Source organism: Aquincola agrisoli (assembly GCF_036621135.1).
Classification (GTDB): Bacteria; Pseudomonadota; Gammaproteobacteria; order Burkholderiales; family Burkholderiaceae_C; genus Aquincola; species Aquincola agrisoli.
This window is the reverse complement of the sequence record NZ_JAZIBG010000056.1, coordinates 62,096-77,598: the sequence shown is the minus strand read 5'-3', so window position 1 is coordinate 77,598 and position 15,503 is coordinate 62,096. Positions and strand designations below refer to the sequence as shown.

The following is a 15,503-nucleotide window of genomic DNA, read 5'->3' as shown; positions in this document are numbered from 1 at the left end:
GGGAGCTGCAACGTTCCGGCTCGCGGCGCGGAGGTCACGTTGTTGCACCCGGATGCGAATGTTGCGGCCGAGGTTTTGGATGACAGGCCCCGGCCCGTGTCGGGCACGGCGGCCGCGTCGATTGGCAAAACAGCCAAAATCTGTTGCAAATATGCAACGTCTAGACGGATGCCTGAAGTGGGAGATCGCCCGCGCGAGGCGGCGGCAGTGGGGAAAAGGCCGTGCAGGCCCGTGATGCGATGGCGGGCGTGGGCGTGGTCTGCAAGGGCGTGCGAAGGGTCGTCCATGGATAACGCGACTGTCGCCCGAAAACGCGGTTGGGCGTGTAGGCATAGCGTATCCAACAATGACGCGGTGCAACAAACGATATGCGTAGGAACCCTGAACGGCACACGCCATCCGCGCAGGCCGCCGCCGCGTGCGCTCCCGCGGGCAGGTGGACTAGAATCGCAGGCTTCCCATCCAGTTCACTACCAACAAGGGCGAGAAAGGCATGACGGTTATGACACCGCGAACTCGTCGCTGGGCCCCTCCTGGCTAGCCGCTGCCGCGTCGTCACGTCCATTCCCTGCCTGCACCGCTGGTGCACGAACAAAAGCGCGGCTCGAACCCGCGCTTTTTTCATTTCGGAGTTTCATTCATGGTCTCGATTCAACTGCCCGACGGCTCGAAGCGGGAGTTTCCCGGCCCGGTGTCGGTGGCCGAGGTGGCGGCGTCCATCGGCCCCGGCCTGGCGAAGAACACCGTCGCCGGCAAGGTGGACGGCAGGCTGGTGGATGCCAGCGACCGCATCGACCATGACGCCAAGCTGCAGATCATCACGCCCAAGGACGACGAGGGGCTGGAGATCATCCGCCACTCCTGCGCCCACCTGGTGGGGCATGCGGTCAAGCAGCTGTACCCGACGGCCAAGATGGTGATCGGCCCGGTGATCGAGGAGGGCTTCTACTACGACATCTCCTACGAGCGCCCGTTCACGCCCGAGGACATGGCGGCCATCGAGACGCGCATGCGCGAGCTGATCGCGAAGGACTACGACGTCATCAAGCGCATGACGCCGCGCGCCGAAGTGATCGAAGTGTTCAAGTCGCGCGGCGAAGACTACAAGCTGCGCCTGATCGATGACATGCCGAACGAGACGGCCATGGGCCTGTACTACCACGAGGAGTACGTCGACATGTGCCGCGGGCCGCACGTGCCGAACACGCGCTTCCTCAAGAGCTTCAAGCTCACGCGGCTGTCGGGCGCCTATTGGCGCGGCGATGCCAAGAACGAACAGTTGCAGCGCATCTACGGCACGGCCTGGGCGGACAAGAAGCAGCTCGACGACTACATCAAGCGCATCGAGGAGGCCGAGAAGCGCGACCACCGCAAGTTGGGCCGCGAGCTCGACCTGTTCCACCTCGACGAGCACGCGCCGGGCCTGGTGTTCTGGCATCCCAAGGGCTGGACGGTGTGGCAGCAGGTCGAGCAGTACATGCGCGCGGTGTACCGCGACAACGGCTACCAGGAGGTCAAGGGCCCGCAGATCCTCGACAAGACGCTCTGGGAGAAGACGGGGCACTGGGACAAGTACCGCGACAACATGTTCACCACGGAGAGCGAGAAGCGGGACTACGCGCTCAAGCCGATGAACTGCCCCGGCCACATCCTGATCTTCAAGCAGGGCATCAAGAGCTACCGCGACCTGCCGCTGCGCTACGGCGAGTTCGGCCAGTGCCACCGCAACGAGCCGACGGGCGGGCTGCACGGCATCATGCGCGTGCGCGGCTTCACCCAGGACGACGGCCACATCTTCTGCACCGAGGACATGATCCTCGACGAATGCGTGGCCTACACGACGCTGCTGCAGAAGGTCTACCGGGACTTCGGCTTCACCGACATCATCTACAAGGTGGCGACGCGCCCCGACGCACGCATCGGCTCCGACGAGATCTGGGACAAGGCCGAGTTCGCGCTGATGGAGAGCCTGCGCCGCTCGGGTGTGGAGTTCAAGATCGCGCCCGGCGACGGTGCGTTCTACGGCCCGAAGATCGAATACACGCTCAAGGACGCCCTCGGCCGCCAGTGGCAATGCGGCACGATGCAGGTCGATTTCTCGATGGCCGAGCGGCTCGGCGCCGAGTACGTGGCCGAGTCGGGCGAGCGCAAGACGCCGGTGATGCTGCACCGCGCGATCGTCGGCAGCCTCGAGCGCTTCATCGGCATCCTGATCGAGCAGCATGCCGGCGCGATGCCCGTCTGGCTGGCGCCGGTGCAGGTTCTTGTTACGAATATCACCGGCGCGCAGGCCGACTACGCCGCCGATATTGCGAAAACGCTGCAAAAACAAGGAGTTAGGGTTGCAGTCGATTTGCGCAACGAGAAGATTAACTATAAAATCCGCGAGCATTCCATGCAAAAGGTTCCGTTCATCCTCGTCGTCGGCGACAAGGAAAAGGCAAGCGGGGCCGTTGCCGTGCGCGCACGTGGCAACCAGGATCTTGGCGCGGTGCCGCTCGAAGACTTCATCCAGAAGCTCGTGGCGGACATCGACGGCAAGGTCTGAGGGATCCTCGTCGCACACCCGTCATCACTGTCGAGCCGTTGCTTGCCTTGGGCTCGTTTGAAGGTCTGAACCATCGCTACTTTCCTTGACCGCCGCACTCCGAACGCGGAGCGCAAGCACCGGCTGAACCGCGAGATCATGGCGCCCGAAGTGCGCCTGAATGGCGTGAACAACGAGCCGCTCGGCATCGTCAGCATCCAGGAGGCTTTGCGAATGTCGGGCGAGCTGGACGTCGATCTGGTCGAGATCGCCGCCACGGCCGATCCCCCGGTGTGCCGGCTGATGGACTATGGCAAGTTCAAGTACCAGGAACAGAAAAAAGCTGCCGAGGCCAAGAGCAAGCAGAAGGTCATCGAGATCAAGGAAGTCAAGTTCCGTCCCGGTACCGATGAAGGCGACTACGCGATCAAGATGCGCAACCTACGCCGCTTCATCGCGGAAGACGGCGACAAGGGCAAGGTCACGCTGCGCTATCGCGGCCGCGAGATCACCCACCAGGACATCGGCATGCGCCTCTTGGAGCGCATCCGCGACGAACTGGCCGACGTGGCCGTCGTCGAGAACATGCCCAAGCTCGAAGGGCGCCAGATGATCATGGTCCTGGCCCCGAAGAGGAAGTAAGCAAGTCAAAGGGATTCGGCCCTGCGGTCTGGTCGCCGCGGGGCTCGATGAGAAGCCGCTGTCAGGCCAACAAGCATCGCAAGCTATTTGCGGTCGCCTGCAGGGGTCACAAAGAAGGAGCAGTCATGCCCAAGATGAAGACCAAGAAGAGCGCGGCCAAGCGTTTCCGCGTTCGCCCGGGTGGCACCGTCAAGCGCGGTCAGGCATTCAAGCGCCACATCCTCACCAAGAAGTCGACCAAGAACAAGCGCCACCTGCGTGGTGCCGTCAACGTGCACGAGACCAACATGGGCCACATGGCTCAGATGTTGCCGTTCGCGGGTCTGTGATTTCAAGGTAAAGGAGAAAGACCATGCCTCGCGTCAAACGTGGTGTCACCGCACGCGCTCGTCACAAGAAGATCCTGGCCCTGGCCAAGGGTTTCCGCGGCCGTCGCAAGAATGTCTTCCGCATCGCCAAGCAGGCGGTGATGAAGGCCGGGCAATATGCCTACCGCGACCGTCGTACCCGCAAGCGCGTTTTCCGCAAGCTCTGGATTGCCCGTATCAACGCCGCCAGCCGTGAGCTGGGCGTGACGTACAGCAAGTTCATGGCCGGCCTGAAGAAGGCGAACATCGGCATCGACCGCAAGGTCCTGGCCGACCTCGCCGTCAACGACCCCGCTGCCTTCGGCAGCATCGTCGACAAGGTGAAGGCCCAGCTCGCTTGATCCCGGCGCGCCGTTCGCCCGGCGTGTCCGCAAGCTTCAAGGCCGTCACCTTGGTGGCGGCCTTTTTCATTTTCGACTCACGATGAACGATCTCGATTCCCTGGTGCTCGCGGCGCAAGAGCAGTTTGCCCAGGCCGCGACGCCAGCCGACCTGGAGAACGCCAAGGCCCGGTTCCTGGGCAAGGCGGGCCGGGTGACGGAGCTGCTGAAATCGCTGGCCACGCTGGCGGCCGACGAGAAGAAGGCTCGTGGCGCGGAGATCAACGCCACCAAGCAGCGCATCGAGGCCGCGCTCAACGATCGCCGCCAGGCGCTGGCCGACGCGGAACTGCAGGCGCAGCTGCGTGCCGAGGCGCTCGACGTGACGCTGCCCGGCCGCAGTCGCGGGCAGGGCGGGCTGCACCCGGTGTCCAGGACGCTGGAGCGCATCGAGGCCATCTTCGGTTCGATGGGCTTCGACGTCGCCGACGGCCCCGAGATCGAGAACGACTGGTTCAACTTCACCGCGCTCAACACGCCCGCGGACCACCCCGCGCGCTCGATGCACGACACCTTTTATGTCGATGCCAAGGGCCCGAGCGGCGGCTATGTCCTGCGCACGCACACCAGCCCGATGCAGGTGCGCTATGCGGTGCAGCATGTCAAGCAGCACGCCGGCAAGGCGTCGATGCCCGAGATCCGCGTGATCGCGCCGGGCCGCACCTACCGCGTCGACAGCGATGCGACGCACTCGCCGATGTTCCACCAGTGCGAAGGCCTGTGGATCGGCGAGAACGTCAGCTTCAAGGACCTGAAGGCGGTGTTCGCCGACTTCTTCCGGACCTTCTTCGAGACGGACGACCTGACGATCCGTTTCCGCCCGAGCTTCTTCCCGTTCACCGAACCGTCGGCCGAGGTCGACATCGCGTTCGCGTCGGGCCCGCTGAAGGGGCGCTGGCTCGAGGTGGCCGGCTCCGGGCAGGTGCATCCGAACGTCGTGCGCAACTTCGGGCTCGATCCGGAGCGCTACATCGGCTTTGCCTTCGGCATGGGCCCCGACCGGCTGACGATGCTGCGCTACGGCGTCAACGACCTGCGCCTGTTCTTCGACGGCGACCTGCGCTTCCTGAGCCAGTTCCAGTAAGAGAGAGTCATGCAATTCCCTGAATCCTGGTTGCGCTCGTTCTGCAATCCGCCGATCACCACCGAGCAACTGGCCGACACGCTGACGATGGCCGGCCTGGAGGTCGAGGAGATGCGCCCGGTGGCGCCGCCGTTCTCGCGCATCGTCGTCGGGCACATCCTCGAAGCGGCCCAGCATCCCAACGCCGACCGGCTGCGCGTGTGCACCGTCGACGCCGGCGAACACTCGAAGGACGGCCCGCTGCAGATCGTCTGCGGCGCGCCCAATGCACGGGCCGGCATCCGCGTGCCGCTGGCGCTGGTCGGCGCGCAACTGCCTCCGGGCGAGGACGGCAAGCCGTTCGAGATCAAGGTCGGCAAGCTGCGCGGCGTCGAGAGCTTCGGCATGCTGTGCTCGGCGCGTGAGCTGAAGCTGTCCGAGGATCATGGCGGCCTGCTGGAGCTGGCCGCCGACGCGCCGGTGGGTGCCGACGTGCGCGAGGTGCTGCAGCTCGACGACACGCTCTTCACGCTCAAGCTCACGCCGAACCTGGCGCATTGCCTGAGCGTGTACGGCATCGCCCGCGAGGTGTCGGCCCTGACCGGCGCGCCGTTGCTCACGCCCGCCATCGCGCCGGTGAAGCCCGCGCATGACGACAAGCTGCCCGTCCGCGTGGAGGCGGCCGACCTGTGCGGCCGCTTCTCCGGCCGCATCGTGCGCAACGTCGACACGCGCGCCCCCACGCCGGCGTGGATGGTCGAGCGCCTGGCGCGCTGCGGCCAGCGGTCGGTCACGGCGTTGGTCGACATCTCGAACTACGTGATGTTCGAGTACGGCCGTCCCTCGCACATCTTCGATCTCGACAAGATCCACCAGGGCCTCGTGGTGCGCTGGGGCCGCCGGGGTGAGACGCTCAAGCTGCTGAACGGCAACACCATCGAGCTCGACGAACAGGTCGGCGTGATCGCCGATGCGCAGGCCGTCGAGTCGCTGGCCGGCATCATGGGCGGCGACGCCACCGCGGTGTCCGACGACACCCGCAACGTCTACGTGGAGGCCGCCTTCTGGTGGCCCAAGGCCGTGGCGGGCCGGTCGCGCCGGTTCAACTTCTCCACCGACGCCGGCCACCGCTTCGAGCGCGGCGTGGATCCGGCGCTGACGGTCGAGCACATCGAGCGCATAACCCAGCTCATCATCGACATCTGCGGCGGCGAAGCCGGCCCGATCGACGACCAGCAGCCGTCCCTGCCGCAGCGCGCACCGGTGGCGCTGCGCGTCGCACGCGCTGCCAAGGTCATCGGCATGCCGGTGACGCAGGCGCAATGCGCCGACGTGTTCCGCCGCCTCGGCCTGCCCTTCACCGAAGCCGACGGCGTGCTCACCGTCACGCCCCCGAGCTTCCGCTTCGATCTGCAGATCGAGGAGGACCTGATCGAGGAGGTGATCCGCGTCATCGGCTACCAGCAGCTGCCCGACACGCCGCCGCTCGCGCCCGTGACGGCGCGCGTGCGGCCCGAGGCGCAGCGCGGCAGCCATGCACTGCGCAGGTCGGTCGCGGCGCTGGGCTACCAGGAGACCATCAACTTCAGCTTCGTCGAGGCGCGCTGGGAGCACGAGCTGGCGGGCAATCCCGATCCCGTCGGCGTGCTGAACCCCATCGCCGCGCCGCTGGCGGTGATGCGTTCCAGCCTGATCGGCAGCCTGGTCTCGGTGCTGCAGTACAACCTGGCCCGCAAGGCGCAGCGCGTGCGGCTGTTCGAGCTGGGGCGTGTCTTCATGCGCGACGATGCCGTCGTGGACACCGACACCACGGTGGCAGGCATCGCGCAGCCTCTGCGCATCGCCGGGCTGGCCTACGGCCCGGCCCAGCCCGCGCAGTGGGGTGTGCCGGAGCGCGCCGTGGACTTCTTCGATGTGAAGGGCGACGTCGAGGCGCTGCTCGCGCCGCGCCGCGCCGCCTTCGTTGCGGCCGAGCACCCGGCGCTGCATCCCGGCCGCAGCGCGCGGGTCGAGGTCGATGGCCAGGCCATCGGCTGGATCGGCGAACTGCATCCCAAATGGCGCCAGGGTTACGACCTGCCTCAGCCGCCGGTGCTGTTCGAACTGGACGTCGAGGCGTTGAAGGTGCAGACGGTGCCGGTCTTCCGGCCGATCGCACGACAGCAGTCGGTCTGGCGCGACCTGGCACTCGTGGTGCACGACGGCGTGGCCCACGACACACTGATCGCGACGATCGAGGATGACGCGTCGGGCCTCGTGCGCTCGGCGCAGCTCTTCGACATCTACAAGCCCAAGGCGCCGACCGCGGAGATCGGCGCCGAGGAGCGCAGCATGGCGGTTCGCATCGAACTGCTCGACGACACGGCGACCTTGACCGACGACCGCATCGATGCGGCCGTGGCCGGCATCGTCGAACGCCTGCGTGGCCGCCTGCAAGCGCGGCTGCGGGGTTGAACGAGGAGGGGAGGCTGTTATGGACCGCGTGATCCTGCCGACGCTGGAAACGCCCACGCTGACCAAGGCGGAACTGGCTGATCTGCTCTTCGAGCGCCTCGGGCTGAACAAGCGCGAGTCGAAGGACATGGTCGAGGCGTTCTTCGACATCATCCACGCCGCCCTGGTGAAGGGTGACGACGTCAAGCTGTCGGGCTTCGGCAACTTCAACATCCGCCGCAAGGCGCCTCGGCCGGGGAGGAACCCCCGTACCGGCGAGGCGATCCCGATCGCCGCGCGCAACGTCGTGACCTTCCACGCGAGCCACAAACTCAAAGGCTTGGTGCAGGGCGACATACCGAGCCCTGACGAGTTCGAGTAAAGTTTGAGCGTTAGCGCCGAGGAGCGTTGATTTTCATGGAAAAAGCGCTCCCAGCCATCCCAGCCAAACGCTACTTCACCATCGGTGAAGTCAGCGACCTCTGCGGCGTCAAGCCTTACGTGCTGCGCTACTGGGAGCAGGAGTTCACCCAGCTCAAGCCAATGAAGCGCCGGGGCAACCGGCGCTACTACCAGCACCACGAGGTGCTGCTCATCCGGCGCATCCGCGAGCTGCTGTACGACCAGGGCTTCACCATCAGCGGGGCACGCAACCGGCTGTCCGAACTGCAGGGCATGGGCCGCAGCGACGCGTCGTTGTTGCAGCACACGGCCGACGTGCTCGAAGCCCCCCGCGGTGACGGCTCGCCGCCCAGCGATGCCGCGTTGCCGTTGCCCGATGTCCAGGAGTGGTCCCTCGACCAGCTTCGTCGTGAACTGCTGTCGATTCGCGGCTTGCTGGTGATTTGAGAAGAAATCAGGCTATACTCTTTGGCTCAGTCGGGGCGTAGCGCAGCCTGGTAGCGCACTTGCATGGGGTGCAAGGGGTCGCGAGTTCGAATCCCGCCGCCCCGACCATTGAAATCAACGGGTCAGTTCTCACAAGGAGCTGACCCGTTTCCTTTTGCGCGTGCGCCGGCGTGCGGTGCCCTGGCACGCGAGTGGCCTCATTCCCTGAAGATCGCCTCCAGGTCCACCTCGTCGGCGGCGGCGTCGAGCTTGAGGCTGCTCTCGATGTGGTCCAGGTGCTGCAGCATGAGCTTCTCCGCGCGGGCGAGATCGCGCTTGGCGATGGCCTCGACGATCTGCGAATGCTCGTCTGCGCGGCAGCTGGTCGCGGTCGGCGAGTCGTAGAGGAAGATGATCAGGCAGGTCAGCGACGACAGCTCGCGCATGCTGCGCGACAGCGCCGAGTTGCCGGCCAGCTCCGCGAGCAGCGTGTGGAACTCGCCGGAGAGCCGCACGATCGCGCGCTTGTCCTCGCGGCGGCGTGCATCGACCTCGAGCTGCTGGTGGCTGCGCAGGCGCGCCACCTTGTCGGGCGTCAGCGTGTCGATCAGCCGGCGCAGCAGCGCGGGCTCGATCAGGCGGCGCGCCTCGAACACGTCGAGCGCCTGCTCGGCCGAGGGCTTGGCGACATAGGCGCCGCGCTGCGGATACAGCTCGACGATCTGCTCGTGCGCCATGCGGGCCAGCACCTCCCGGACCCGCGCGCGGCTCACGCCGAAGATGTCGGCCAGCCGTTCCTCGACCAGCTTGGTGCCCGGATGCAGCCGGTGTTCCAGGATCGCGACGTAGATCTTCTCGTAGACGTCGTCATTGGTGTTCTCGCGCTCCAGTCGGGCGCCGGTGGCGGAGGAGCGCGTGCGTTTGGTCGGCATGTCGGACGGGTTCAGCTGGGCGAGCGGGTCCGGGGCCGGCCCGGGCCGGTGGTCGTGCCCGCAGCCGGCATGCGGCGGGCCGATTGTAGGCACGCCTGCCGACACTTCTGCCGGAGCGCACCCCGTGTCGAGCGGTTGCGGGGGGCTCATTTCCAGCCGAAGAGCTGTCCCCAGCCCTTCACCACGGACGGGTCCACGTCCACCGTGCGCAGCAGGCCCCACACCGTCGTGCTCACGGTGTCGAGCAGGGGGATGCCCAGCTCGGCCTCCACCGCGTCGGCCAGCGGCGCGGCACGCAGGTTCGTGCAGAAGGTGGTCAGCGCCTCGGGCGATGCCTCCTGCGCCACCTCGCGCATCAAGGCTTGCAGGCGTGGTGGCTCGACGAGGGCGAAATCGTGGTTCACCTGGATGCCGAGGTGGCGTTCGGCCACGACCTCGATGCCGATCGTGCGGTAGTTCTCGACGATCCGCTGCTGCACATCCGCGGTGTAAGGCGTCACGAGCCCCAGCCGCTTGATGCCGCGCAGTGCCATCAACTCGTTGAGCGACAGCACGGCCGTCGTCGCGCGGATGCCCGTGCGCTGGGTGATGCGATCACACAGGCGCCGGTCGGCATCGAATCCGAGCCAGCCCGACGAGGTGCCGCTCCAGCCGATGGCGTCGACGCGGGCGTCGGCCAGCAACTCCGCTGCCGCGAGGATCTTGCTGTCGTCGAACTGGCCGAGGGCCTGGGCCGACAGCGAGATCTCGGTGACCGTGAAGCGCGAGAAGTGCGCACTGCCGCCGGGCACGGTGGCCACGAGTGCGCTCGTCAGCGGCTCCAGCGCGGTGTTGGACGAAGGCGTCAGCACGCCGAGACGGAAAGGCCGGTTCATCAGGGCTCCTGTGGTGGGCTCGCGATCGAGCGCATCATTGTCGACAGTGGTGCTAACACTAGTACAAACAAACTTTCTGTCAACGATTATGTTGACAAGTGAGTTGGGCAACCAGTCGACAAACTGGCATGCGACTTGCGATGGATGGTGGCCGCCAGCAGGTGTGCACCATCACGGATCACACCCTCACATTGTCAACACATATGTCGTCAGAGTCGCCCGCCCCAGCGGCACCCTTCGATCTCGTGGTCCGCCGTGCGCGGATTGCCACCGCCAGCGACGTCTTCATGGCGGACATCGGCATCCGCGGCGGCCGCATTGCGCAGCTCGGCCACGAGCTGCCGTCCGGCGCGCGCGAGATCGACGCCGCGGGCCGTGTCGTCACGCCCGGCGGTGTCGATGCGCACTGCCACCTCGACCAGCCGATGGCGCCGCCCCTGCGCATGGCCGACGACTTCGACACCGGCACGCGTGCCGCGGCCTGCGGCGGCACGACGACGGTGATCCCGTTCGCCGCGCAGGAGAAGGGCCAGTCGCTGCGTGAGGCCGTCTTCGATTACCACCGGCGTGCCGAGGGCCGGGCGCACATCGACTACGCCTTCCACCTGATCGTGAGCGACCCGACGCCCCAGGTGCTGAACGAGGAACTGCCGGCCCTGATCGCCGAGGGCTACACCTCGTTCAAGATCTACATGACTTACGACGACATGAAGCTCGACGACGGCCAGATCCTGGACGTGCTGGAGATCGCGCGCCGCCATGGTGCGATGGCAATGGTGCATGCGGAGAACGCCGACTGCATCGAGTGGCTCACCAAGCGGCTCGAGGCGGCTGGCCGCACCGCGCCGCGCTTCCACGCGCATGCACGGCCGATGCTCGTCGAGCGCGAGGCGACGCACCGGGCGATCTCGCTGTCGCAGCTCGTCGACGTGCCCATCCTCATCGTGCACGTCTCCGGCCGCGAGGCGGTCGAGCAGATCCGGTGGGCACGGGGGCAGGGCCTGCGCGTGCTGGCCGAGACCTGTCCGCAGTACCTCTTCCTCACCGCCGAGGACCTCGGCGTCGACGACAGCTACCAGGGCGCGCGCTGCATCTGCAGCCCGCCGCCGCGCGACAAGGCCAACCAGGAGGTGATCTGGGACGGCCTGAACGACGGCCTGTTCACCGTGTTCTCGTCGGACCATGCCCCGTTCAGCTACGACGGCACCGAGGGCAAGAAGCCCGGCGGCGAAGAGGTGCCCTTCCGGCACATCCCCAACGGCCTGGCGGGCATCGAGACCCGCATGGCGCTGCTGTACTCCGAGGGCGTGCTCGAGGGGCGCATCACGCTCGAGAAGTTCGTCGAACTCACCGCGACCAACCCGGCCAAGGTCTACGGCCTGCACCCGCGCAAGGGCGCGATCGCGATCGGCTCCGACGCCGACCTCGTGATCTGGGACGAGCGCGAGTGCACCGTGCGCAACGAGCGGCTGCACCACGCGGTGGACCACACGCCCTACGAGGGCATGCGCCTGAAGGCCTGGCCCGGCCTCACGCTTTCGCGGGGCGAGGTGGTGTGGGACGGCCAGGCCTTCCTCGGCCGCACCGGGCGAGGACGCTTCCTCGAATGCGGCACGCCGTCGCTGCTGCCGCGGAGCCGCGCATGAAGCTGCTGCTGATCAACCCCAACATCTCCGACAGCGTCTCGGCGCTGATCCGCGCCGAAGCCGAGCGCAGCGCGAGCGCCGGCACGCAGGTCGAGGTGCTGACCGCGCCCTTCGGCGTGGCCTACATCGAGACGCGCTTCGAGGCGCTGATCGGGGCCTATGCCGCTGCCCAGCTGGCCGCGGAGCATCACCAGCGCTTCGATGCGATCGTCGTCGCGGCCTTCGGCGACCCGGGCCTGGGCGGCCTGCGCGAGGCGATGGACATCCCGGTGACGGGGCTCACCGAGGCGGCGCTCGCCAGCGCGCACCTGCTCGGCCACCGCATCTCGATCATCGCGATCTCGCAGCGCATCCAGGCCTGGTACCGCGAGGTGGTCGAGGCCTGCGGCTTCGGCGGGCGGCTGGCCAGCATCCGCGCGCTCGACCGGCCGCTGTCCGGCATCGGCGCGGTGCAGGACGAGCATGCGCAGGCGCTGAAGGCGCTCGCCGAACGGGCCGTCGACGAAGACGGTGCCGAGGTCATCGTGCTGGCCGGCGCACCGTTGGCGGGCCTGGCGCGCACCTTGAAGGGGCAGCTGCCGGTGCCGGTGGTCGACGGCGTCTCGAGCGCGGTGCGCCACGCCGAGACCCTCGTCGCGCTCGACCCCGGCGCGGCGCGGCGCGGCAGCTTCGCCCCGCCCCCCCTCAAGCCCCACCGGGGCCTGCCTGCATCCATCGAGGCCCTGCTCGCGGGCCGCAACGCCTGACCACCGCGGCGACACATCCCACCGATAGCGGAGACATCCCCATGCAACGACGTCGTTTCCTCCAGGCCGCCGGCGCCTTCTCGCTGGCCTCGATCGGCGCGCCCGCCGTGCACGCCCAAGCCGCATCCGCCAGCCTGCCCGGCGGTCCCATCCGGCTGATCGTCGGCTTTCCGCCCGGCGGAGGCGCCGATGCCCTCGCGCGCGTGGTCGCGCAGAAGCTCGGCGATGTCTGGGGCCAGCAGGTCATCGTCGACAACAAGGCCGGCGCCTCGAGCGTCATCGGCGCGGAGTACGCGGCCCAGCAGCCGGCCGACGGCAGCACCCTGTTCCTGAGCACGATCAACAGCCATGCGCTCGCGCCGGCCGTGCAGCGCAAGCTGCGCTATGACGCCGCGCGCGACTTCACCCCCATCGTGCTGCTGGGCGTCACGCCCAACCTGCTGATCGCCAGCCCGTCGCAGGGCGCCCGCTCGGTGAAGGACGTGGTGGCCCTGTGCAAGGCCAAGCCCGGCACCGTGAGCTTCGGCTCGGCCGGGCCCGGCACGATCCAGCACTTCGCGATCGAGAAGTTCAAGCTGCAGGCCGGCGTCGATGCGCTGCACGTGCCCTACAAGGGCAGCGGTCCGCTGCTCACCGACCTGATCGGCGGGCAGATCCAGTTCACGTTCGAGACGATGACGGCCGCCACGCCGCACCTGAAGAACGGCCGCGTGGTGGCGCTCGCGCAGACACGTGCCCAGCGCTCCAAGGCCTACCCCCAGGTGCCGACGATGCAGGAGCAGGGCTTCCCGGCGTTCGAGACCATGAACTGGTACGGCATCTCCGGGCCGGCCAAGCTGCCGCCAGCGCTCGTGCGCCGGATCAACCAGGACGTCAACACCGTGCTTGCGATGGCCGACGTGCAGGAGCGGTTCGAGGGCTTCGGCGTCGAGGACGGCGGCGGCACGCCCGAGCAGTACGCGAAGTTCACGCAGGCCGAGATCGCCAAGTGGGCCCAGGTGGCCCGCGACGCCAAGGTCAGCATCGACGGTTGACGCGGCGGCATCCCAGCGGCCGCGACCCCGCAGCATCCCCTCCAACTTCCCGAGCCTCCAGGAGCAAGCGCGTTGAAAACCATCCTTCCACCCGGCGCCACCAGCCGGCATCTCGCCCGCGTGGCCGACTTCACGGTCATCGCCTGCGGCTGGTGGCTCATCGCGCTCAGCGGCCTGACCTGCATCGAGATGGTCGGGCGCAAGCTGCTCGGCTTCAGCCTGCAGGGGGTCGACGAGATCGGCTCCTACACCTACGGCATCGTCGGCGCCTTCGGCTTCGCCTATGCGCTGATCACCCGAAGCCACACGCGGGTGGACTTCCTGCTCTCGCGCTTCCCGCTGCGCGTGCGCTCGCTGCTCAACCTGCTCGCGATGCTGAGCCTGGCCGCCCTCGCGCTGCTGTGCCTGTGGCGCGGCTGGCACGTGGTGATGGAGAGCGTCGACCTCGGCGCCACCGCGGCCACGCCGCTGGCCACGCCGATGTGGATCCCCCAGCTCATCTGGCTCGGCGGCTACCTGATGTTCGCGCTGGTGTCCGCCTGGGCCGCGTTCGATGCGGCACGCCTTTTCGTGCGCGGCAGGACCGATGAGCTCAACGCCCGCTTCGGACCGCAGACGCTGGAGGAGGAGATCGAGGCCGAGACCGAGATCCAGCTCGCCCGGCCCGCGGGCCCGTCCGTTTCCGCCGCCGCCCCGTCCTCCGCCGTGGGAGCCGCATCGTGATCTCTTCGCTCGAAATCCTGATCGGCCTGGCGCTGATGCTCGGCCTGATGTTCATCGGCTTCCATGTCGCCACCACCATGCTGGTCGTGGCCCTGGTGGGCGCCACGCTGCACTTCGGCATGCCGGCCATCAACGCGGTGGGCGAGCAGCTCTGGGCGGCGGGGGAGGACTACCTGCTGCTGTCGATCCCGCTGTACATCCTGCTCGGCGAGATCCTGATGCGCGGCGGGGCCACCGACAAGATGTACCGCTCGCTCGCCGACTGGCTCAACCGGCTGCCGGGTGGCCTGCTGCACACCAACATCGGCGCGTCCGCGCTGTTCTCGGCGGTGTCCGGCTCGTCGGTCGCCACCGCCGCCACCATCTCCACCGTCGCCCTGCCGGCCTTCAAGAACCGGCGCTACGACCAGCGCATGGTGCTCGGCACCATCGCCGCCGGGGCGAGCCTGGGCAACCTGATCCCGCCGGGCGTGGCCTTCATCATCTACGGCTCGATGACCAACACGTCGGCGGCGCGGCTGTACATGGCGGGCATCGTGCCCGGCGCCATCATGACGGTGCTGTTCCTGCTGACGATCCTCGCGATCTGCGTGTGGCGGCCGTCGATGGCCGGGGCCCGCGAGGCGGGCGTGCCGTGGAGCGAGAAGCTGCGCAACTCGGTGCACCTGCTGGGGCCGCTGGCGGTGTTCGGCGTGGTGATGGGCGGCATCTACACCGGCTGGGCCACCGTGACCGAGAGCGCCGCGCTCGGCGTGCTCGTCAGCCTGCCGATCGCCGCGGGCTACCGCAAGCTCAGCATCACGATGCTGCACGAATGCTTCCGCTCGACGATGCGGCTCACCGCGATGACCGCGCTGATTCTGGTGGCGGCGCTGTACCTGAACTTCGTGCTGTCGATGCTGGGCGTGCCCCAGGCGCTCGCGAGCCTGATCAAGTCGGTCGACGTGTCGCCCATCATGCTGCTGTGGATGCTGGCCGTCATGTACCTGGTGCTCGGCATTGCGCTGGAGACCATGCCGATGCTCGTCGGCACGCTGCCGGTCGTCTTTCCGATCGTGCAGGCGGCCGGCATCGACCCGGTGTTCTTCGGCGTCTTCATGGTGTTGATGTGCGAGATCTCGCTGATCAGCCCGCCCATCGGCATGACGCTCTACGTGATCCAGGGCGTGCGGCGCGAGGGTTCGATCAACGAGGTGTTCCAGGGCACCTTGCCGTTCTTCGCCGCGATGGTGCTGATGACGGCCATCCTCATCCACTACCCGGCGATCGCCACCTACCTCCCCAACCTGATGTTCGGACGCTGACC

Annotated in this window: 15 protein-coding genes and 1 tRNA gene; 14 read left to right on the top strand and 2 right to left on the bottom strand. The window is 67.5% G+C overall.

Annotation, left to right across the window (positions count from 1 at the left end; translation table 11 throughout):
- Positions 1-640 precede the first annotated feature (640 nt).
- From thrS to V4F39_RS25465, 9 genes are all read left to right on the top strand, one after another.
- Positions 641-2,548: a threonine--tRNA ligase gene (thrS, locus tag V4F39_RS25505; RefSeq protein ID WP_332293054.1), complete on the top strand. Its 1,908-nt coding sequence runs from the start codon at positions 641-643 to the stop codon at positions 2,546-2,548.
- 72 nt (positions 2,549-2,620) lie between these two features.
- Positions 2,621-3,169 (top strand): translation initiation factor IF-3, encoded by a 549-nt coding sequence (infC, locus tag V4F39_RS25500; protein WP_083440438.1) that lies wholly within the window; start codon positions 2,621-2,623, stop codon positions 3,167-3,169.
- A 125-nt stretch (positions 3,170-3,294) separates the two neighbouring features.
- On the top strand, positions 3,295-3,498 hold the full coding sequence (gene rpmI / locus V4F39_RS25495) for a 50S ribosomal protein L35 (protein ID WP_046112289.1): 204 nt from the start codon (positions 3,295-3,297) through the stop codon (positions 3,496-3,498).
- A gap of 23 nt (positions 3,499-3,521) precedes the next feature.
- Positions 3,522-3,878, top strand: a complete 357-nt coding sequence (gene rplT / locus V4F39_RS25490) for a 50S ribosomal protein L20 (protein ID WP_332293053.1) — start codon at positions 3,522-3,524, stop codon at positions 3,876-3,878.
- 82 nt (positions 3,879-3,960) lie between these two features.
- The gene (gene pheS / locus V4F39_RS25485; RefSeq protein ID WP_332293052.1) at positions 3,961-5,001 is read left to right on the top strand and encodes a phenylalanine--tRNA ligase subunit alpha; all 1,041 of its coding nucleotides are present in this window, start codon (positions 3,961-3,963) and stop codon (positions 4,999-5,001) included.
- A gap of 9 nt (positions 5,002-5,010) precedes the next feature.
- A complete protein-coding gene (gene pheT, locus V4F39_RS25480) occupies positions 5,011-7,434 on the top strand; it encodes a phenylalanine--tRNA ligase subunit beta (RefSeq protein ID WP_332293051.1) in 2,424 nt (807 codons plus the stop codon).
- A gap of 19 nt (positions 7,435-7,453) precedes the next feature.
- Positions 7,454-7,795, top strand: a complete 342-nt coding sequence (locus V4F39_RS25475; RefSeq protein ID WP_332293050.1) for an integration host factor subunit alpha — start codon at positions 7,454-7,456, stop codon at positions 7,793-7,795.
- Between the two features lie 35 nt (positions 7,796-7,830).
- Positions 7,831-8,262: a MerR family transcriptional regulator gene (locus tag V4F39_RS25470; protein ID WP_332293049.1), complete on the top strand. Its 432-nt coding sequence runs from the start codon at positions 7,831-7,833 to the stop codon at positions 8,260-8,262.
- Positions 8,263-8,293: 31 nt separating this feature from the next.
- Positions 8,294-8,370, top strand: a tRNA-Pro gene (locus tag V4F39_RS25465).
- 89 nt (positions 8,371-8,459) lie between these two features.
- Here V4F39_RS25465 and V4F39_RS25460 read toward each other — a convergent pair.
- Both V4F39_RS25460 and V4F39_RS25455 read right to left on the bottom strand, forming a co-directional pair.
- Positions 8,460-9,173, bottom strand: a complete 714-nt coding sequence (locus V4F39_RS25460; protein ID WP_332293048.1) for a GntR family transcriptional regulator — start codon at positions 9,171-9,173, stop codon at positions 8,460-8,462.
- 146 nt (positions 9,174-9,319) lie between these two features.
- The gene (locus tag V4F39_RS25455; RefSeq protein WP_332293047.1) at positions 9,320-10,048 is read right to left on the bottom strand and encodes a maleate cis-trans isomerase family protein; all 729 of its coding nucleotides are present in this window, start codon (positions 10,046-10,048) and stop codon (positions 9,320-9,322) included.
- Positions 10,049-10,251: 203 nt separating this feature from the next.
- Between V4F39_RS25455 and hydA the strand changes: the two genes are divergently transcribed.
- From hydA to V4F39_RS25430, 5 genes are all read left to right on the top strand, one after another.
- Positions 10,252-11,694 (top strand): dihydropyrimidinase, encoded by a 1,443-nt coding sequence (gene hydA / locus V4F39_RS25450; RefSeq protein ID WP_332293046.1) that lies wholly within the window; start codon positions 10,252-10,254, stop codon positions 11,692-11,694.
- Complete coding sequence (locus V4F39_RS25445) at positions 11,691-12,440, top strand: aspartate/glutamate racemase family protein (protein ID WP_332293045.1); 750 nt, start codon at positions 11,691-11,693, stop codon at positions 12,438-12,440. The genes hydA and V4F39_RS25445 overlap by 4 nt, the downstream gene beginning before the upstream one ends.
- 41 nt (positions 12,441-12,481) lie before the next feature.
- Positions 12,482-13,474, top strand: a complete 993-nt coding sequence (locus V4F39_RS25440) for a Bug family tripartite tricarboxylate transporter substrate binding protein (RefSeq protein ID WP_332293044.1) — start codon at positions 12,482-12,484, stop codon at positions 13,472-13,474.
- 72 nt (positions 13,475-13,546) lie between these two features.
- Positions 13,547-14,197, top strand: a complete 651-nt coding sequence (locus V4F39_RS25435; RefSeq protein WP_332293043.1) for a TRAP transporter small permease subunit — start codon at positions 13,547-13,549, stop codon at positions 14,195-14,197.
- Complete coding sequence (locus V4F39_RS25430; protein WP_332293042.1) at positions 14,194-15,501, top strand: TRAP transporter large permease; 1,308 nt, start codon at positions 14,194-14,196, stop codon at positions 15,499-15,501. Before V4F39_RS25435 ends, V4F39_RS25430 begins: the two co-directional genes overlap by 4 nt.
- Positions 15,502-15,503: the final 2 nt, after the last annotated feature.

Coding starts and splice junctions, on each gene's coding strand:
- pheT (WP_332293051.1), top strand. CDS start 5,011: ATGCAATTCCCTGAATCCTGGTTGCGCTCGTTCTGCAATCCGCCGATC.
- hydA (WP_332293046.1), top strand. CDS start 10,252: ATGTCGTCAGAGTCGCCCGCCCCAGCGGCACCCTTCGATCTCGTGGTC.
- V4F39_RS25445 (WP_332293045.1), top strand. CDS start 11,691: ATGAAGCTGCTGCTGATCAACCCCAACATCTCCGACAGCGTCTCGGCG.
- rplT (WP_332293053.1), top strand. CDS start 3,522: ATGCCTCGCGTCAAACGTGGTGTCACCGCACGCGCTCGTCACAAGAAG.
- V4F39_RS25460 (WP_332293048.1), bottom strand. CDS start 9,173: ATGCCGACCAAACGCACGCGCTCCTCCGCCACCGGCGCCCGACTGGAG.
- V4F39_RS25475 (WP_332293050.1), top strand. CDS start 7,454: ATGGACCGCGTGATCCTGCCGACGCTGGAAACGCCCACGCTGACCAAG.
- pheS (WP_332293052.1), top strand. CDS start 3,961: ATGAACGATCTCGATTCCCTGGTGCTCGCGGCGCAAGAGCAGTTTGCC.
- V4F39_RS25470 (WP_332293049.1), top strand. CDS start 7,831: ATGGAAAAAGCGCTCCCAGCCATCCCAGCCAAACGCTACTTCACCATC.
- rpmI (WP_046112289.1), top strand. CDS start 3,295: ATGCCCAAGATGAAGACCAAGAAGAGCGCGGCCAAGCGTTTCCGCGTT.
- V4F39_RS25455 (WP_332293047.1), bottom strand. CDS start 10,048: ATGAACCGGCCTTTCCGTCTCGGCGTGCTGACGCCTTCGTCCAACACC.
- thrS (WP_332293054.1), top strand. CDS start 641: ATGGTCTCGATTCAACTGCCCGACGGCTCGAAGCGGGAGTTTCCCGGC.
- V4F39_RS25440 (WP_332293044.1), top strand. CDS start 12,482: ATGCAACGACGTCGTTTCCTCCAGGCCGCCGGCGCCTTCTCGCTGGCC.